The organism is Steroidobacteraceae bacterium, from assembly GCA_041395505.1.
GTDB lineage: Bacteria > Pseudomonadota > Gammaproteobacteria > Steroidobacterales > Steroidobacteraceae > JAWLAG01.
Genome location: JAWLAG010000001.1, coordinates 861,273 through 878,899 on the forward strand (window position 1 = coordinate 861,273; position 17,627 = coordinate 878,899).

17 protein-coding genes and 1 riboswitch are annotated in these 17,627 nt (G+C 63.9%); of the genes, 13 read left to right on the forward strand and 4 right to left on the reverse strand.

Features of this window, described 5'->3' with window-relative positions:
- Nucleotides 1-2 precede the first annotated feature (2 nt).
- The 6 genes from R3E77_03960 (at nucleotide 3) to R3E77_03985 (ending at nucleotide 6,120) form a co-directional block, all read left to right on the forward strand.
- A complete protein-coding gene (locus R3E77_03960; protein ID MEZ5498571.1) occupies nucleotides 3-968 on the forward strand; it encodes a D-alanine--D-alanine ligase in 966 nt (321 codons plus the stop codon).
- A 1-nt stretch (nucleotide 969) separates the two neighbouring features.
- A complete protein-coding gene (locus tag R3E77_03965) occupies nucleotides 970-1,776 on the forward strand; it encodes a cell division protein FtsQ/DivIB (GenBank protein ID MEZ5498572.1) in 807 nt (268 codons plus the stop codon).
- Nucleotides 1,769-3,004, forward strand: a complete 1,236-nt coding sequence (gene ftsA / locus R3E77_03970) for a cell division protein FtsA (protein ID MEZ5498573.1) — start codon at nucleotides 1,769-1,771, stop codon at nucleotides 3,002-3,004. The genes R3E77_03965 and ftsA overlap by 8 nt, the downstream gene beginning before the upstream one ends.
- A gap of 30 nt (nucleotides 3,005-3,034) precedes the next feature.
- Entirely contained in the window at nucleotides 3,035-4,219 is a 1,185-nt protein-coding gene (gene ftsZ / locus R3E77_03975) for a cell division protein FtsZ (protein MEZ5498574.1), read from the forward strand.
- A gap of 190 nt (nucleotides 4,220-4,409) precedes the next feature.
- Nucleotides 4,410-5,327, forward strand: coding sequence for a UDP-3-O-acyl-N-acetylglucosamine deacetylase (gene lpxC / locus R3E77_03980; GenBank protein ID MEZ5498575.1), 918 nt, complete (start codon nucleotides 4,410-4,412; stop codon nucleotides 5,325-5,327).
- A gap of 115 nt (nucleotides 5,328-5,442) precedes the next feature.
- On the forward strand, nucleotides 5,443-6,120 hold the full coding sequence (locus tag R3E77_03985; GenBank protein MEZ5498576.1) for an RcnB family protein: 678 nt from the start codon (nucleotides 5,443-5,445) through the stop codon (nucleotides 6,118-6,120).
- Between the two features lie 47 nt (nucleotides 6,121-6,167).
- On the opposite strand, the gene R3E77_03990 is transcribed toward R3E77_03985, so the two are convergent.
- Nucleotides 6,168-6,593: a DciA family protein gene (locus R3E77_03990; GenBank protein MEZ5498577.1), complete on the reverse strand. Its 426-nt coding sequence runs from the start codon at nucleotides 6,591-6,593 to the stop codon at nucleotides 6,168-6,170.
- Nucleotides 6,555-6,649, forward strand: a riboswitch (cyclic di-GMP riboswitch). (Overlaps the previous gene by 39 nt.)
- 126 nt (nucleotides 6,650-6,775) lie before the next feature.
- On the opposite strand from R3E77_03990, the gene R3E77_03995 reads away from it, so the two are divergent.
- From R3E77_03995 to R3E77_04015, 5 genes are all read left to right on the forward strand, one after another.
- Nucleotides 6,776-7,693: a M23 family metallopeptidase gene (locus R3E77_03995; GenBank protein ID MEZ5498578.1), complete on the forward strand. Its 918-nt coding sequence runs from the start codon at nucleotides 6,776-6,778 to the stop codon at nucleotides 7,691-7,693.
- A 103-nt stretch (nucleotides 7,694-7,796) separates the two neighbouring features.
- Nucleotides 7,797-10,559, forward strand: coding sequence for a preprotein translocase subunit SecA (gene secA / locus R3E77_04000; GenBank protein MEZ5498579.1), 2,763 nt, complete (start codon nucleotides 7,797-7,799; stop codon nucleotides 10,557-10,559).
- Nucleotides 10,556-10,978 carry a (deoxy)nucleoside triphosphate pyrophosphohydrolase gene (locus R3E77_04005; protein ID MEZ5498580.1) on the forward strand — a complete coding sequence of 141 codons (423 nt, stop codon included), beginning with the start codon at nucleotides 10,556-10,558 and terminating at the stop codon, nucleotides 10,976-10,978. The genes secA and R3E77_04005 overlap by 4 nt, the downstream gene beginning before the upstream one ends.
- 29 nt (nucleotides 10,979-11,007) lie before the next feature.
- The gene (locus tag R3E77_04010) at nucleotides 11,008-12,456 is read left to right on the forward strand and encodes an aldehyde dehydrogenase family protein (GenBank protein MEZ5498581.1); all 1,449 of its coding nucleotides are present in this window, start codon (nucleotides 11,008-11,010) and stop codon (nucleotides 12,454-12,456) included.
- A gap of 51 nt (nucleotides 12,457-12,507) precedes the next feature.
- Nucleotides 12,508-12,909: a hypothetical protein gene (locus tag R3E77_04015; GenBank protein ID MEZ5498582.1), complete on the forward strand. Its 402-nt coding sequence runs from the start codon at nucleotides 12,508-12,510 to the stop codon at nucleotides 12,907-12,909.
- Nucleotides 12,910-12,936: 27 nt separating this feature from the next.
- On the opposite strand, the gene R3E77_04020 is transcribed toward R3E77_04015, so the two are convergent.
- Together R3E77_04020 and R3E77_04025 are read right to left on the reverse strand one after the other, a co-directional pair.
- Nucleotides 12,937-13,098, reverse strand: a complete 162-nt coding sequence (locus R3E77_04020) for a hypothetical protein (GenBank protein MEZ5498583.1) — start codon at nucleotides 13,096-13,098, stop codon at nucleotides 12,937-12,939.
- Nucleotides 13,099-13,102: 4 nt separating this feature from the next.
- Nucleotides 13,103-13,387 carry a TorF family putative porin gene (locus R3E77_04025; GenBank protein MEZ5498584.1) on the reverse strand — a complete coding sequence of 95 codons (285 nt, stop codon included), beginning with the start codon at nucleotides 13,385-13,387 and terminating at the stop codon, nucleotides 13,103-13,105.
- Nucleotides 13,388-13,653: 266 nt separating this feature from the next.
- Between R3E77_04025 and R3E77_04030 the strand changes: the two genes are divergently transcribed.
- On the forward strand, nucleotides 13,654-13,992 hold the full coding sequence (locus R3E77_04030) for a P-II family nitrogen regulator (GenBank protein MEZ5498585.1): 339 nt from the start codon (nucleotides 13,654-13,656) through the stop codon (nucleotides 13,990-13,992).
- 37 nt (nucleotides 13,993-14,029) lie between these two features.
- On the forward strand, nucleotides 14,030-15,352 hold the full coding sequence (locus tag R3E77_04035; GenBank protein MEZ5498586.1) for an ammonium transporter: 1,323 nt from the start codon (nucleotides 14,030-14,032) through the stop codon (nucleotides 15,350-15,352).
- 28 nt (nucleotides 15,353-15,380) lie between these two features.
- On the opposite strand, the gene R3E77_04040 is transcribed toward R3E77_04035, so the two are convergent.
- On the reverse strand, nucleotides 15,381-17,627 hold the full coding sequence (locus tag R3E77_04040; GenBank protein MEZ5498587.1) for a S9 family peptidase: 2,247 nt from the start codon (nucleotides 17,625-17,627) through the stop codon (nucleotides 15,381-15,383).

Consider the following 17,627-nt stretch of genomic DNA (forward strand, 5'->3'; position numbering starts at 1 on the left):
GCATGCGACTGAAATACCATCACGGACGGCACACGCATGTGACCGAGGCCGACGCTTTCGGCAAGGTAGCCGTGCTCTTCGGCGGCAACTCCAGCGAACGCGAAATTTCGCTGCGAAGCGGCCAGGCCGTGCTCGCCGCGCTCCGGCGCCGCGGTGTCGATGCCGAGGCTTTCGATCCGCAGGATTTGCCGCTGTCGCAATTGATCGAGCGCGGCATCGAGCGGGTATGGATTGCGCTGCACGGGCCCGGTGGCGAGGACGGCAGTCTGCAGGGCGCACTCGAGTTCATGGGCTTGCCCTACACGGGCAGCGGCGTGACAGGATCGGCGGTCGGCATGGACAAGCTGCTCTGCAAGCGTCTGGCCGAGGCTGTCGGCGTCGCGACCAGCCCCTACATGCAGATCGACGGACCGGATGATTTCGACGCGGTGGTCGAAACCCTGGGTCTGCCGCTGATCGTCAAGCCCGCCACCCAGGGTTCGAGCGTCGGCATGACGCGCGTCACCCAGGCCGAGCAATTGGCCGAAGCGTTTGCGTCCGCCGCGGCCTTCGAGCCGCGGGTGTTCGCCGAGCGCTGGATCAATGGTCCCGAATACACGGTGGCCATCCTGCAGGGCGAGGCCCTGCCGGCCATCCGTATCGAGGCGGCGGGCGGGTTCTACGATTATCAGGCGAAATACTTCCGCACCGACACGCGCTACCTGATCCCCTGCGGACTGTCCGCGCCCGCCGAGCAGCATTTGCAACAACTGGCGCTTGCATCGTTCGATGCCTGCAGCGCGGGCGGCTGGGGGCGCGTGGATTTCATGGCCGACGACGCCGGGCGGCCAATGTTGCTCGAGATCAATACGGTACCAGGCATGACCGATCACAGCCTGGTGCCAAAGGCTGCGCTCGCCAACGGCATCGATTTCGATGAGCTCGTCTGGCGGGTGCTCGAGACCAGCTTTGCCAGGGAGCCGCGCTGACATGCTGCAACTTCGAAACCGCAATCGAAACCGCCGCCGCCGCGAGTCGCCGCCGGACTGGCTGCAGCGCTTGCCCGGTTGGCGCAGCCTCGGTATCGCCGCGCTCGCCGTCGCTGGCGGCGGCGCCTTGCTTGCGCTGCTCGTCGGTGCGTTCAACCAGCGCGTCGAGAGAATCGAGGTGCACGGCGCGCTGCAGCGCGTATCGGCCATGGATGTCGAGCAGGCGGTCAAGCGCGAGCTGCGCGGCAACGGGCTGGTGCGGATCGATCTCGCCGTGCTGCAGGCCGCGGTCGAGCACATTGCCTGGGTCGATACCGCGACCATCGCACGCAGCTGGCCGCGCGCGATCGTCATCACGATCGCCGAGCAGCGTGCCGCGGCGCGTTGGGGCGAGAGCGGTCTGTTGAACGAGCGCGGGGAGCTGTTCATGAGTGATGCGCGGCACGTGCCACCGGAACTGCCGCGCCTGTCCGGTCCACAGGGCAGCGAGCAGGAGGTCGCGCGCCGCTACCTGAACGCCGCTGGCCGCCTGACCGAGGCGGGGGTGCATCTGGCTGCGGTGAGGCTCGATGACCGCGGCGCCTATGAGTTCGATCTCGACAACGGCGTAACGGTGCGCCTCGGGCGCAAGAACGTCGACGAACGTTTCGAGCGGTTTCTCGCGGCGGCGTTGCCGATGGTGCTGCGCCGCGCGCGCGATATCACCTATGTCGACATGCGCTACAGCAATGGTTATGCGGTCGGCTGGAGTTCCGGGCAGCGCCGGGCCAGCACGATGGCGAGCGGGGATGCGGAAAAAGATGCCTAGAAAATCGGATCGTCGGCTAATCGTTGGCCTTGATATCGGCACCTCCAAGGTCATTGCGCTGGTGGGCGAACTGGCGGCGGACGGCTATGTCGACGTGATCGGTCTCGGGTCGCAGCCGTCGCGCGGGCTCAAGAAGGGCGTGGTCGTCAATATCGAATCGACCGTGCAGTCGATCCAGCGCGCAGTCGAGGAAGCCGAACTGATGGCAGGCTGCGAAATCAATTCCGTGTTCGCGGGCATCGCCGGCAGCCATGTGCGCAGCCTCAACTCGCATGGCGTGGTTGCGATCCGCGATCGCGAGGTGAGCGCCTGGGATGTGGATCACGTGATCGATGCCGCCAAGGCGGTCGCGATCCCGGCGGACCAGAAGATACTGCATGTGCTGCCGCAGGAATTCATCATCGATGGACAGGAGGGGATCCGCGATCCGATCGCGATGTCCGGCGTGCGACTCGAGGCCAAGGTGCATATCGTGACCGGCGCCGACAGCGCGGCCCAGAACATCGAGAAATGCATCCAGCGTTGCGGGCTTGCGGTCGAGGATGTGGTGCTCGAGCAGCTCGCCTCGAGCTTCGCCGTGCTGACCGACGATGAGAAAGAGCTTGGCGTCGCGCTGGTCGACATCGGCGGCGGCACGACCGACATCGCGGTCTTTGCGCAGGGAGCGATCCGCCACACGGCCGTGATTCCGATTGCCGGCGATCAGGTCACGAACGACATCGCCGTGTCGATGCGTACGCCGACGCAGTACGCCGAGGACATCAAGATCCGTTTCGCGTGCGCGCTGTCGAAGCTCGCCAATCCCGACGAGAGCATCGAAGTGCCGAGCGTCGGCGACCGGCCGGCGCGCCGGCTCGCGCGCCAGACGCTCGCGGAAATCGTCGAGCCACGCTACGAGGAATTGTTCAGCCTCGTGCAGGAGGAACTGCGGCGCAGTGGTTTCGAGGAAGTCATTGCCGCGGGCATCGTCCTGACAGGCGGCAGCGCGCGCATGGAAGGCGCGATCGAGCTCGCCGAAGAGGTATTTCACGTTCCCGTGCGGCTCGGCCTGCCGCAACACGTGCGCGGCCTCGCCGACGTGGCGCGCAATCCGATCTATTCGACTGGCGTGGGGCTCTTGCTCTACGCACGCGACAACGCTTTGCCTGGCGTGCGCACCGGCGCAATCGGTGCTGGCGCCAAGACCATGCTGGACCGCATGAAAAACTGGTTCCAGGGAAATTTCTGAGAAGCTGACAGACGACCTAAAGGAGCATGTATGTTTGAACTGATGGATGCCTACAGCCAGAGCGCTGTAATAAAAGTACTCGGTGTCGGAGGCGGCGGCGGGAACGCCGTCGCGCACATGGTTACCGCCGGCATCGAGGGCGTGGAATTCCTGTGCGTCAACACCGACGCGCAGGCGCTCAAGCACTCGAAGGTCAAGACGGCGTTGCAGATTGGCAGCAATATCACCAAGGGGCTCGGTGCGGGGGCCGATCCCGAGGTGGGCCGCCAATCGGCGCTCGAGGACCGTGATCGCATCATCGAGCTGATCGAAGGCTGCGACATGTTGTTCATCACCGCGGGCATGGGTGGCGGTACGGGAACGGGCGCCGCCCCGGTCGCGGCGCAGATTGCCAAGGAGCTCGGCATTCTGACCGTTGCCGTAGTGACGCGCCCCTTCGAGATGGAGGGCGGCAAACGCGCGCTGATCGCCGATCATGGCATCAACGAACTTTGCAAGCACGTCGATTCGCTGATCACCATCCCGAACCAGAAGCTGCTGACGGTGCTCGGGCCACAGACGACGCTGCTCGACGCCTTCAAGTCCGCCAACCAGGTGTTGCAGGGTGCCGTGCAGGGTATCGCCGAACTGATTACCCGACCGGGTCTCATCAACGTCGATTTTGCCGACGTGCGTACCGTGATGGGCGAGACCGGCATGGCGATGATGGGCTCGGGCTATGCGTCTGGCGAGAATCGCGCGCGCGAAGCCGCCGAGATGGCGGTTTCATCGCCCTTGCTCGAGGACACCAATCTCGCGGGCGCCCATGGCATTCTGGTGAATGTCACGGCGGGCATGGACCTGTCGATCGGCGAGTTCCAGGAAGTGGGCACGGTGGTCAAGCAGTTTGCTTCCGAGGATGCGACCGTCGTGGTCGGCACCGTCATCGATCCGGACCTGTCCAACCAGCTGCGCGTCACGGTGGTCGCAACCGGACTCGGCCGGCCGGTTGCCAAGCAGACGCTGCGCACGGCGCCGCATGCGGAGAGTGCGCGTCGCGACGCCGAGCCGCAGATGCGGGTCGTGCGGCGCACGCCCATGACCTCGAGCGACTATGCACAGCTCGACAAGCCGACGGTGCACCGCAAGCTTGCGGTGGGTGATGGCCTGCGCCCGGATATCGATGCCGACGATGTGCTCGATATTCCGGCTTTCCTGCGACGTCAGGCCGACTGAAGTCGCGGGCAGGCCGGCTGCCTCGGGACCGCGTCAGGGCGCGGTGTCGATGGTCGCTGAACTGGGCCTGTGATACGGTAGCGCCCGATGCGGGATGCGCTGGCGGATGGCGGCTTTGGCTTCGCGCCAAGGTTCATGCTCCTGCCGTGCCGCCGCTCCTGCGAGGGCGCTTTTTTCTGATGGTGCGGTGATGCTCGGCCAGAGAACTCTGAAGAACCCCATTCGTGCGACGGGCGTTGGGCTGCATACCGGCAAGCGCATCGCCATGGTCCTGAAGCCCGCCGCAGTCGACAGCGGCGTTGTGTTCTGTCGCGTCGATCTCGATGAGCCGGTGCAGATCGCGGCGCGCGCCGAGAACGTCGGCGAGACCACCCTCGGTACGACGCTGGTGAGCGATGGCGTCAAGGTCGCTACCGTCGAGCACCTGTTGTCGGCGCTCGCCGGGCTTGGCATCGACAATGTCTGCATCGAGGTCGATGCCGCGGAAGTGCCGATCATGGACGGCAGTGCCGGGCCATTCGTGTTTCTGGTGCAGTCGGCAGGCATCGCCGAACAGGACGTGCCCAAGCGATTCGTGCGCATCAGGCAACCGGTACGAGTCACGGATGGCGACAAGTGGGCGGAGTTCGTGCCGCATGATGGCTTTCGCGTCAATTTCGAGATCGAATTCGACCACCCGGTGTTCGAGCGCCGCTCACAGAGCGCGACCATGGATTTCTCCAGCACCACCTTCCTGCACGAAGTCTCACGCGCCCGTACCTTCGGCTTCATGCGCGACATCGAGGCTCTGCGCGCGCGTAATCTCGCACTGGGCGGCAACCTCGACAACGCAATCGTCCTCGATGACAGCGGCGTGCTGAACGCAGAAGGTCTGCGCTACCGCGACGAGTTCGTCAAACACAAGATTCTCGACGCCATCGGCGATCTGTACCTGTTGGGTCACAGCCTGATCGGCGAATTCAGCGGCTACAAGTCGGGCCACGCCCTGAACAATCGCCTGCTGCGCACCCTGCTGGCCACGCCCACCGCCTGGGAAGAGGTCCAGTTCGAGTCGCCCGACCAGGCGCCTATCTCCTACAGCCGCAATCAGACCGCACCAGCGGCCTGATGGCCGCCAAACTGAACGAAACCTGAACCACCCGTTAAGCTCCTGGTCAGGCAAAGCCCTGCATAGTGGACTCGTAGTCTGGGGTAGAGCCCCGATGAGGACGAGGAGAATTGAAATGAAACGCCTGATGACAATCGCACAGCTGGCCGCGCTCGGCGCTGCCTTGGTGATGGGGTCGGTCGCGATGGCGGACAGCCGTCTCGGTCGCGGTGACAACCGGCTGCATCCGGCCGATGCGCGCCATGGCGATCGTTCGAGCGACAACCGCTCGGGGCGCGAGCATCGCGACCGGCCGCAGTTGCGCAACGAACACCGTGACAACCGCCGGTGGGACGGGCAGCGGGGCAATTCGCGCCCGGACAGCAATCGCGACTGGCGTCGCGATGATCGGCGTCGGGACGACTGGCGTGGCGACGTCCGGCGTGGCGATGATCGGCGTCGGGACGACTGGCGTGACCGCAATAACTCGCGCATGGTGCCGCGCTATGGCTATTACCGCGATTCCGCGCCGCGCTACAACAGTTATTACTACGGTGGCCGATATGACGGTCCGCGGTATCGCGCGGGGCGCTACAACCCACCGCGGGGTTACTACTATCGTCAGTGGCGACGTGGTCAGTACCTGCCCTACGCCTATCGCCACAGCGGCTATTACGTCAATGACTACTACCGGTATGGCCTGTACGCGCCGCCGCGCGGGCACTGCTGGGTGCGCTACGGCAACGATATCTTGCTGACTGCGCTTGCAACGGGCCTCGTGCTCGATGCCATCTACGACTTTTACTACTATTGATTGGTAGGCCGTAGTACAGCGCGCCGGTGCCTTTGTCCGCCGGCGCGCTATTTTTTCCGGCCCCCGCCTGGCGCGATCCTCACCTGCCAGCGCTCGGCGGCGAATTCCCCAAGCAGCGCCTGATCGCTCTCGCCGAGGTCAAGCCGGAGCCTTGCGGCAAATGCTGCGCTGTCGCAATAGAGGGTAAGGCAGCGCTTGTCCAACCTGGCGCCGGTTACATGTGCGGCGAGCACCGGATCGATACGCGCACGGAAGCGTTGCAATAAGTCATTTTGCTTTGCGCCCTGCTGCGCAATTTCCCCCAGTGCGCCGCGCGCATGCGACAGAATGTCGGCGGCCGACGTCGCAACCCTGCGGCCGCGCGCATCCGGCTGCCCAATCTGAGCAGTGCGTTTCTTGTGTCCGGTTTTCAAGTTGTGCATAGTCACGCCGCTAGAGAGTAAAGGTAAACCCGTCGCGAGGCGGGGGCGCAAAACTTCCGGTCCCTTCCGGTCCTGTTACGGAGTGCTATGACAGCGGGGTTGCCGGATCAGGTTAACTACCTGATTCGTAAAGATAAACTCACAAATCCCGGGTGGCGTGCAGCCGCCTGTGCTTTGGCGTCCCGCCGATCTTCTGTTAAACTTCGGAAGTTTGCATCGCCGGAGCGGGCGGAATGAATCTGATCTTGTTTTCCGGCCGCGAAGGGCGGGCTCATCACCTCAACCTGGCGCATCCGCTGACGCTTGCGGCCATCATCCTGCTGGGTTGCGGCATCCTCGCGACCGCATTCCTCCTGGGCGCGCGCTTCGGCGCCGAACCGGGGGCCCTGGCCGCGAATGGCAGCGGCTTTGGCCGCGTCCTCGACGAGCAACGTGCCGAGATTTCAGCTCTTCGCTCCCAGCTCAAGGAGCGCGTCGATGCGCTCGCCGTGCGCATGGGCGAGGTCAATGCCCATATCATCCGCCTCGATGCGCTGGGTCGGCGCCTCACCGAAATGGCCTCCATCGATCCGCGCGAATTCAACTTCGACAGTACGCCACCATCGGGCGGTCCGGAGAGTGAAGATGGCGCCGGCGCTTCGGCCGAGATTCCAGACCTCACGCAAATGCTCGATGACCTCGAGTCGCGGGTGGACCTGCGCTATGCACAGATGTCGGCGCTGCAGAACGTGATTCTCGCGCGCAACCTCAAGGAACAGATCATGCCGGACGGCCGGCCGGTCACCAAGGGTTTCATCTCATCGTATTTCGGCGATCGCCAGGATCCTTTCAGCGGTCACCAGGCCTTCCACAAAGGTGTCGATTTTGCCGGCCAGATTGGTGATGAAGTCGTTGCAGTCGCGGCGGGCATCGTCAGCTGGAGCGGTGAGCGCGCAGGCTACGGCTGGCTCATCGAGATCAACCACGGCAGCGGCTACGTGACGCGCTATGCGCACAACCGACGCAGCCTGGTGACAGTCGGTCAGACCGTGACGCGCGGGCAGCCAATCGCCCTGATGGGCTCAACCGGCCGCTCCACCGGGCCGCACGTGCATTTCGAGGTCCTGAAGGACGGCCGCCAGGTCAATCCCATGACCTTCATAGGGCGCTGAACGATTTTCTAATCCCGCGCTCTATCCTTACAATAATACGTTTGTACACCTGCTCCCCGTGCCGGCGCTGCACCCGCCGGGAGCATGATGAGGCCTGCACCCCGTGTTTCAGTTCCTGACCAGGATTTTTGGTAGCCGTAACGACAGGCTCGTCAAGGGCTATCGCCGCCGGGCCCAGCAGTCGAATGCGCTGCAGGCGGCGACCGAGCGCCTTGCCGACGAGGAGCTGCGCGCCAAGACCGATGAGTTTCGTGCCCGGCTGAAGGAGGGCGCCACGGTCGAGGAGCTCCTGCCCGAGGCGTTCGCGGTTGTTCGTGAGGCGGCGCGACGTACCGTCGGCATGCGCCACTTCGATGTCCAGTTGATCGGCGGCATGGCGCTGCACGAGGGCAAGATCGCCGAGATGCGTACCGGCGAGGGCAAGACGCTGGTGGCGACCTTGCCCGCCTACCTCAATGCATTGGGCGGCGAGGGGGTGCACGTCGTTACCGTCAACGAATATCTCGCCCAGCGTGATGCCGACTGGATGGGACCGGTCTATCGATTCCTCGGCCTGAGTGTCGGTGTCATCCGCAATTCCCAGAACCCGAGCGAGAAGCGCGCCGCCTACGCCTGCGACATCACCTACGGCACCAATAACGAATTCGGTTTCGACTATCTGCGCGACAATCTGGCATTTCGTCTCGAAGACCGCGTGCAGCGAGGCCTCGCCTACGCCATTGTCGATGAAGTCGACTCCATCCTGATCGACGAAGCGCGCACGCCGCTCATCATCTCCGGCCCGGCGGAGGAGAGCACCGAACTCTACGTGCGCATCAACAAGCTCGTGCCGCGTCTTGATCGCCAGCAGCAGGAGGACGGTCCCGGCGATTTTTCGGTGGACGAAAAGCAGCGCCAGGTACACCTGACCGAGGCAGGGCACGAGCGGGTCGAGGCATTGATGCTCGAAGACGGACTGCTGCGCAGCGGCGAGAGCCTGTACGATCCGGCCAACATCCGCCTCATGCACCACCTGAATGCCGCGCTTCGCGCCCATGCGGTCTACAAGCGCGACGTCGAGTACATCGTGCGCAATGGCGAGGTGATCATCGTCGATGAATTCACCGGCCGCACCATGCCGGGCAGGCGCTGGTCCGATGGTCTGCACCAGGCCGTGGAAGCAAAGGAAGGCGTGCGGGTCCGCGAGGAGAACCAGACCGTCGCATCGATCACCTTCCAGAACTACTTCCGGCTCTATCGCAAGCTCTCGGGCATGACCGGCACGGCCGACACGGAAGCGCCGGAGTTCATGCAGATCTACGGACTCGAAGTGGTCGTGATCCCGACCCACAAGCCCATGATCCGCGCCGATCATTCCGACCTCGTGTACCTGACCCAGTCGGACAAGTTCAAGGCGATAGTCGAAGACATTCGCGAGTGCGTCGAACGCAAGCAACCGGTACTGGTCGGTACGACATCGATCGAGACCTCCGAGATGCTGGCGGAAGTCCTGCGCAAGGCGGAAATCGCGCATGAGGTCCTGAACGCGAAACAACATGAGCGCGAGGCGCTGGTCGTCGCACAGGCTGGCCGGCCGGGGGCCGTGACCATCGCCACCAACATGGCGGGTCGCGGCACCGACATCGTGCTCGGCGGCAACCTGGAGGCTGAACTCGCCGGCATCGATGCCGCCGACGATGCCGCGCGTGAGTCGACCCGCACCGCCTGGCAGGTGCGCCACGATGCGGTCATCGCGGCCGGTGGCCTGCACATCATCGGCACTGAGCGCCACGAGTCGCGGCGCATCGATAACCAGCTGCGCGGCCGCTCGGGCCGACAGGGTGATCCCGGCTCCAGCCGCTTCTATCTGTCGATGGAAGACAACCTGATGCGGATCTTCGGCGATCCGAACTTCACCAAGCGATTGCTGGCCATGGCCGGCATGAAAGAAGGCGAAGTGATCGAGAGCCGCATGCTCTCGGGTCGCATCGAAAAGGCGCAGCGCAAGGTCGAATCGCACAACTTCGATATCCGCAAGCAGCTCCTGCTGTTCGACGACGTCGCCAATGACCAGCGCAAGGTCATTTATCAGCAGCGCAGCGAAATCATGGGCAGGGAGGAGTTGTCCGATGCGGTCGCGGGGCTACGCGAGGACGTGCTCACGACGCTCATCGACCAGTATCTGCCGCGCACCGTGGCATCGGCCGACTGGAACCTCGCGGGTCTTGCCGAAGCCGTGCGCAACGACTTCAACGCCGAGGTCGATCCTGCGGGCTGGATCGATGCCGACCCCGAACTCGAGGAGTCGGCTTTGCGCGAGCGGATAATCGCTGCCGTCGCCGCCAGCTACGACCAGAAAGTCGAGCGTGCCGGCGCGCCAACCATGCGCCACATCGAAAAAGAAATCATGCTGCGCACGCTTGACCAGCACTGGCGCGAGCATCTCGGCGCGATGGACTATCTGCGCCAGGGCATACACCTGCGCGGCTATGCACAGAAGGACTATCGCTACGAGTACAAGCGCGAGGCATTCCAGTTGTTCGAGGCAATGCTCGAGCGCGTCAAGTTCGACACCGTCTCGCTCCTTGCGCGCCTCGAAGTGCGCACCGAAGCGGAGATCGAGCGCGAAGAGGCCGAGCGGCGCGACCGGCTGATGCGGGCGCTGCAGACCCGCCATGCCGATGCGCCATCGGCCCTGACGGCACAGCCGCCGGCCGCAGGCGGCGCAGGCGGGGAGCAGACGGCGCCGGAAGTTCCGCCGGCGATGGCCGCGAGTGTTGGCACCTTCGTGCGCGGTGAGCGCAAGGTCGGCCGTAACGAACCCTGTCCCTGCGGGTCAGGCAAAAAGTTCAAACACTGCCACGGCGCGCTGGCGGACACCGGTTGAGCATCGAGCCGGGGCGAGCCTCGCTGCGGGTGGTCGCGGCGGCAATCTTCGACGACAGCGGGCGGATACTCATCTCGCAACGCACGCCGGGCCGCGAACTGGCCGGGCGCTGGGAGTTCCCCGGCGGCAAGGTCGCGGCGGGCGAAAGCGATCCCACGGCCCTCGCCCGCGAACTCGCCGAGGAACTTGGCATCGAGTTGCGAAGCGCGCGCAAAGTGATGGAATTGACCCATCCGTACCCGGACAAGCAGGTGACGCTGGCGTTCTATTCGGTTGCCGACTATCGGGGCGAGGTGAGCGCCCGCGAAGGCCAGGCGCTGCGCTGGCTCGCACCCGCAGAGCTCGATGACTGGGATATCCTCGAGGCGGACCGCCCGTTTGTCCTCGCCTTGCAATCTGCCGCTGGCTCAGCATCATAGCGGGTCCCACGGAGGACTGCGGCGAGAGCATGGCGAACGAATACACCGGAGAGTCTTTTGCGGTGCGAAATCCGCGCAGCGGCGTCGCCGATTACCGCTTCTCGGCACCTGCGGTCGCTGAGCTGCATGTCATTGCCGATGGGCTACGCGCTGCCCAGGTCGAATGGGCAGCGCGACCAGTGGCGGAAAGAATGGCCGTCCTTGATGCCTGGCAAAAGGCGCTTGCGCAGCACGCCGATGCCATCGTGTCGGCGTTGGCGGCGGATACCGGGCGTGGGGCCATCTCGCGTTCGGAGTGCGCGTCGGTTGGCAGCACGATCGAACGCTGCCTGCGCACGGTGCGCGCCCTGCCCGAATTGCCTCAAGACCAGCCGAGCAGCGTGCCAGGCATCAGCTTCGGTGCGCAGCTGGTGCCTTACCCGCTCGTCGGCGTGATCAGTCCATGGAATTTTCCCCTTGCGCTTGCCGTGATCGATGCCATTCCTGCACTGCTCGCGGGCTGTGCCGTGCTCGTGAAGCCTTCGGAAGTCACGCCGCGCTTCGCCGAGCCGCTGATGGCAAGCATTCGTGCCGTGCCAGAACTCGCGGCGGTGCTGTTCGTGCAACCGGGCGGTCGGGAGATGGGCGAGACGCTGGTGGGACTTGCGGACATGATCTGCTTTACGGGCAGCGTGCGCACGGGCCGCATGGTCGCCGAGAATGCCGCGCGAAATTTCATTCCAGCCTGCCTCGAGCTCGGCGGCAATGATCCCGTGATCGTGACCGCGAGCGCCCATGTCGAGTCCGCATCCGACATCGTGCTGCGGGCGAGTTGCCTTGCGACGGGCCAGGCCTGCCAGTCCCTGGAGCGGGTCTACGTCGATCGCACTATCCACGACCAGTTCCTGCAACGGCTCATCGACAAGGCCCGGCAGATCGAAATCAACTGGCCCGATATGACGCGCGGCGTGCTGGGTCCCTTCATCTGGGAGCGCCAGGCAGCCATCGTCGCGGACCAGATTGCCGATGCGACCGGCAAGGGTGCGACCCTCCAATGCGGTGGCAGGATCATCGACCATGGCGGCAAATGGCTCGAACCCACTGTCCTCAGCGGCGTCAATCACAATATGCAGTTGATGCGCGAGGAAACCTTCGGGCCGGTCATGCCCGTAATGGCCTACGATCACATCGAGGAAGCGATCCGCCTCGCCAATGAGGGCAGTTACGGATTGTCGGCAGCCGTAATCGCTGGCAGCCTCGATGAGGCCGGACGGATCGGCCGGCAGATCGATGCCGGCGGCATCAGTCTGAACGATGGCGCGCTCACTGGATTCGTGCATGAAGCGGAGAAGAATTCCTTCAAGCTCTCTGGCCTCGGGCCTTCGCGCATGGGCGCTGCGGGCTATCTGCGCTTCTTTCGCCGCAAGGCCCTGCTGCGCCAACATGGCACCGCGATGTCGCTTGCCGCCATGGCCGAGCAGCCACCGCCGCCGGCATGAGCGCAAGCAGCTTTTTCCAATCACTCGAACGACCACGACGGAACGACGCAAATGGCACAACAACCCAACTTGCCGGATATCAAGATCGCAGCCGAGGATCTCTACCGCGAGGAAGTTTTCACCGACAGGCGTGCCGGGAGCCTGAGGCGCCTGACCCCCGTCAAGATCGACGGCTCGATCGATGCGGAGCGGGCCGTGCTGTTCTCCGGCCAGACTCAATTGCTGACGCCCGCGGGCATACTGCCGCTCGCCTTTGAAATCGACGCCAAGTCCCTCGACGAGGCGGTTCAGAAATTTCCGGCGGCGGTACACGCCGCCATCGAAGATGCCATGGAAGAAGCGCGCGAGATGCGCCGGGAAGCCGCTTCGCGCATCGTCGTGCCTGAAGTCGGCGCTGCCGGCATCGGCCCGGGACCGGGCCCGGCAGGCGGCGGCAAGATCAAGTTCCCGTAAGGCCGGCGCCGCGCCGCGCGGACGCTCTCACCATGGCAGCGTTGTCGCGACGCTGAAGAACAGCTTGCTCTCGGATGAGAACACATCGTCGGGAGTTCCATCGGCGATCGCCAGGTCGCTGCCGTCGATGTACTTGAGCGCGAGATCGAACTTGCCGAAGCTGCGGGCGATTCCGATCGAATAGTCCACGAATTCATCCGGCTGCCAGAACGAGCCGAAGTTGTAGCCGACATGCGCGGTCAATTTCGACTTGGATGTCGGTGCCCGTTCCGAAATCGACATTGCTGCCCCACAGGCTCGCATAGAAACCCGATTCCTGTGACCAGTCGAGGCTCGCCTGCAGCGCCGGGTCCAGCGCCGATTGCGTGATGCCGCGAAAATCGTAATCGCTCGCAAGTGTAAAAGTCGAACTGACTTCGGCCCGTGCTGCCGCGATGGCCAGCATTGCAAGCAGCGGCAACAATTGTCTCGGTTTCATGCAAGCGCTCCTTTGAGTGTTGAGCGCCAGGCAATGCAGTAATCGTGCCAGCGCTGAATCCGCGGGAAATTACGCTGGCGTGAGTGCCGAGTGCACAGCGATGAGGCAGCGCCGATCCCCGGCTGCAACATGGCGGTGCATGTATGCCGTGACGTTTGCCCAATATTGCTGCAAGTCGTTGATTGCACATGAGCTGCCAGTGACTGGCACGCAAGCTGCATAGCGTTGGTGGCAATCCTCGTAATCAACTCCTGCAGTGAGGGGCAATGAAACTCATCGTCGCAATCATCAAACCCTACAAGCTCGACGAATTGCGTGAAGCGCTCGGGCAAGTCGGTGTCACCGGCCTTACGGTCAGCGAGGTCAAGGGGTTCGGCCGTCAGCGCGGCCATACCGAGCTATACCGTGGCGCCGAGTATCAAGTCGACTTCGTGCCGAAGACCAAAGTGGAGATCGCCGTTGACGCGAGCGCGGCGGAGGCAGTGATCGAGGCGATCTGCAATGTCGCGCGGACCGGCAAGGTCGGTGACGGCAAGATTTTCGTCATCGATCTGCAGACCGTGGTGCGCATCCGCACCGGGGAGCAAGGTCGTGACGCACTCTGAAACAACATCGCAACCCATCGCAACTGGAACGCAAAAAATGAAATGTCTCAAGCGACTTCTCACCGTTTACCTGCTGCCCGCACTATCGGGTCTGGTGCTGGCAGGCGTTGCCCGCGCCGACGAGCCGGCGGTAATCGTCGACAAGGGCGACACCGCATGGATGATCGTCGCCACGGTGCTGGTGATCCTCATGACGATCCCGGGCCTTGCGCTCTTTTATGGCGGGATGGTCCGCGCGAAGAACATGCTGTCGGTGCTGATCCAGGTGTTCGTCGTGTTTTCGCTGATCTGCGTGCTTTGGGCCCTTTACGGATATAGCCTCGCTTTCACGGGCACCAATTCCCTGATTGGTTCCTTCGAAAAGATTTTCCTCGCAGGTGTCGGGCCGGCATCGCTCGCGGATACCTTTTCCGAGGGCGTGAAGATTCCGGAGTACATCTTCATCGTATTCCAGGCGACGTTCGCCGCGATCACCTGCGCGCTGATCGTCGGTGCATTCGCGGAGCGAATGAAATTCTGGGCCGTGATCCTGTTCTCGGTGCTGTGGTTCACGTTCAGCTATCTGCCGATCGCGCACATGGTCTGGTACGGCGAGGGCATGCTGTTCAAGCTCGGTGCACTCGACTTCGCCGGTGGCACGGTCGTGCATATCAATGCCGGCGTGGCCGGACTGGCTGGCGCTTATCTGGTCGGCAAACGAGTCGGCTTTGGCCGGGAACCCATGCCGCCGCACTCATTGACCATGACCATGATCGGCGCATCGCTCCTCTGGGTCGGCTGGTTCGGGTTCAATGCCGGCTCCAATCTCGAGGCGAACGCTGGCGCAGCACTCGCATTCATCAACACGCTGGTGGCAACCGGCGCCGCGGCCCTGTCGTGGTTGCTGGGCGAGCAGATTGCCAAGGGCAAGCCATCCATGCTGGGTGCCGCTTCCGGTGCGGTTGCAGGCCTCGTCGCAATCACTCCCGCCTGTGGCACGGTCGGGCCAATGGGCGCCATCGTGCTCGGTCTCGCGGCGGGCCTCGTCTGCCTATGGGGCGTCAATGGACTCAAGCGCCTGCTGGGTGCCGACGATGCGCTCGACGTCTTTGGTGTGCACGGACTCGGCGGCATTTTGGGCGCATTGCTCACCGGTGTGCTCACAGCGCCGTCTTTGGGCGGAACCGGTGGCGCGGATTTCTCGATCGCAGGCCAGTTGACGACCCAGGCGATCGCCGTCGGCGTCACCATACTCTGGAGCGGCGTCGTATCGCTGATCGCCTACAAGATCACCGATGCCATCGTAGGCCTCAGGGTCAGCCACGAAGCCGAGCGTGAGGGCCTCGATACGACCGAACATGGCGAGCGCGCGTACAGCTGACGCGCGAGCGGTGCCGCATGCCTGTCGTTCAGAGATTGCGATCGAAGAAATCGACAATACTGTGATAGGCATGCGGTCCGGTATCGGCGTGGCGCAGCAGACCATGCTTGCTGCCGGGGTAGGGCATGACGAGGAAGGCCTTGTCGAGCCGCTGTAGTTCGGACATCAGCGTCGTGCTGTGGGTGAACAGCACGTTGTCGTCGGCCATGCCGTGCATCAGCAACAGCCGGCCCCGCAGGTTGTTCGCAAAGCTGAGTACATTGCTGTCGCGGTAGCCGTCGGGATTGCCGGCGGGCGTGCCCATGTAGCGCTCGGTGTAGTGCGTGTCGTAGAGCCTCCAGTCGGTGACTGGCGCACCCGCGGCGCCCGCCGCAAACGTATCGGGCGCCTGCATCAGGCACATGAGGGTCATGTAACCGCCGTAACTCCAGCCGAACACGCCGATGCGCTTCGGGTCGACGAAATCCAGGCTGCTCAGAAACTCTGCACCACGCACCTGATCGCGTACTTCGACAGACCCCAGGTGATGAAAACCCGCGGCTTCGAACCGGGTGCCGCGAAAGCCGCTGCCGCGATTGTCGAGCGTGAATACGACATAGCCATGCTGGGCGAGAATCTGGCGGAAGTAGCCTTCGTTGCTGCGCGGGTAGCCGCCCCAGGCGCGACGCACGCGCTGGTAGCCGGGTCCGCCATAGACATCGATGATCGCCGGATAGCGCTTGCCCGGCTGCATGTCGGCCGGTGTCAGCATTTGATAGTGGAGCGTCTGCCCGTCTTCGGCAGTGAGCGTGCCGAACTCGGTCGGTCGGTGGGCATCGGCATAGGGCGCGTAGGGATGCGCGGCATCGAGTTTGTTCTCGATCAATACCGCGAGCTCCCTGCCATCGGCGCGGCGAAGTGCGACGCGGGGCGGCTGGTCGGGGGTGGAAAAGGTATCGAGGAACAGCCCGGCGTTCGGCGACATGGTGACATCGTGCCAGCCGCCTTCCGCAGTGACCCGCCGTGGTTCGGCATCCGGCGTGGCGATGTCGAGTGCGTACAGGTGGCGCTCGACGACGGTGTCCTTGTTGGCCGTGAAATAGATCGTCCGCTCAGCCTGATCGATGCCGCGTATGGTACCGTCCCGGCCGCCGTCGATGACCGTCCACTCGCCACCGGTCAAAGGGCGCAGCAGTTGGCCGCTGTAATCGAACAGGTAAAGATGCTGGAAGCCACTGCGGCTCGAGGCCAGGATGAACTGCCGTCGTCCGGGCAGCAGGGTGAGACTGCGGGTGAGCGGCACCCAGCTGTCGCTGTGCTCGATGAACAGGGTGCGCGCGCGACCATCGCTTGCGCTCACATGCTGCAGTTCGAGTTGACGCTGGTCGCGCGACTGGGTCTGCACGATAAGCCCGCTGCTGTCAGGCAGCCAGTCGACTCTCGCCAGGTATTCGAATGAGGACAGCGCGACGGGCCGCTGTTCGCCGCCATCGATCGCGATCAGTTGCAAAGTCACCGCGGCGTTGGCGGTACCGGCGTAGGGATAGCGTTGCCTGACCACCTTTACGCCATCGGCCATGATCTCGAAGCGCTCGGCTTCCTGCACGGGGCTGTCATCGACGCGGGCGACCGCGATTGTTCGCTCATCAGGTGACCACCAGTAGCCCGTGTCGCGATCCATCTCCTCCTGGGCGATGAACTCGGCCATCCCGAAACTGATGAGGCCGCCGCCGGCGCTGGTGAGCGCCTGCTCCCGTCCTGTCGCCAGGTCGATGATGTACAGGTTCTGCTCACGGATGAAGCTCACGAACCTGCCATGGGGAGAGAAACGCGCGTCGGTTTCGTAGGCTGTCGTGTTGGTGAGCCGGCGCACGGCGCTCGCGGCGGGCCTCGTCAAATCGTACAGATAGAGGTCGCCATTTTGCGGCACAAGCAGCCGCTTGCCATCGGCCGCGAAACTGTAGTCGACAATGCCCGAGAGCGACGATGTCCGCTGGCGCTCGCGACGCTCTGCCTCTTCGGCAGACAACGGAATCGCGGCACCGAAACGATCGGCATCGACCAGCAGCCGATGCCGTCGGCTGGCAATGTCATAAGCCCACAGGTCATAGCGGTCCTTGTCGAGTGCCTTGCCTTTGAGATAGGTGACGAGCCGATTGTCCGGTGAGAAGCGCGCACTGCGCAGGCTCTCACCCGCGAGATCGGGCGCCGCGAACATGCGCGCGATATCGAGTCCCGTTGCGCTCGCGCAGGCGGGAATCAACAACAGGCAGAGCAACTTTGGCAGGTCTTTCAT

Bases quoted from the DNA above. Each gene is read 5' to 3' on its own strand.
- R3E77_03960 (MEZ5498571.1), top strand. From the start codon at position 3: ATGCGACTGAAATACCATCACGGACGGCACACGCATGTGACCGAGGCC.
- R3E77_03965 (MEZ5498572.1), top strand. From the start codon at position 970: ATGCTGCAACTTCGAAACCGCAATCGAAACCGCCGCCGCCGCGAGTCG.
- ftsA (MEZ5498573.1), top strand. From the start codon at position 1,769: ATGCCTAGAAAATCGGATCGTCGGCTAATCGTTGGCCTTGATATCGGC.
- ftsZ (MEZ5498574.1), top strand. From the start codon at position 3,035: ATGTTTGAACTGATGGATGCCTACAGCCAGAGCGCTGTAATAAAAGTA.
- lpxC (MEZ5498575.1), top strand. From the start codon at position 4,410: ATGCTCGGCCAGAGAACTCTGAAGAACCCCATTCGTGCGACGGGCGTT.
- R3E77_03985 (MEZ5498576.1), top strand. From the start codon at position 5,443: ATGAAACGCCTGATGACAATCGCACAGCTGGCCGCGCTCGGCGCTGCC.
- R3E77_03995 (MEZ5498578.1), top strand. From the start codon at position 6,776: ATGAATCTGATCTTGTTTTCCGGCCGCGAAGGGCGGGCTCATCACCTC.
- R3E77_04010 (MEZ5498581.1), top strand. From the start codon at position 11,008: ATGGCGAACGAATACACCGGAGAGTCTTTTGCGGTGCGAAATCCGCGC.
- R3E77_04015 (MEZ5498582.1), top strand. From the start codon at position 12,508: ATGGCACAACAACCCAACTTGCCGGATATCAAGATCGCAGCCGAGGAT.
- R3E77_04025 (MEZ5498584.1), bottom strand. From the start codon at position 13,387: ATGAAACCGAGACAATTGTTGCCGCTGCTTGCAATGCTGGCCATCGCG.
- R3E77_04030 (MEZ5498585.1), top strand. From the start codon at position 13,654: ATGAAACTCATCGTCGCAATCATCAAACCCTACAAGCTCGACGAATTG.
- R3E77_04035 (MEZ5498586.1), top strand. From the start codon at position 14,030: ATGAAATGTCTCAAGCGACTTCTCACCGTTTACCTGCTGCCCGCACTA.
- R3E77_04040 (MEZ5498587.1), bottom strand. From the start codon at position 17,627: ATGAAAGACCTGCCAAAGTTGCTCTGCCTGTTGTTGATTCCCGCCTGC.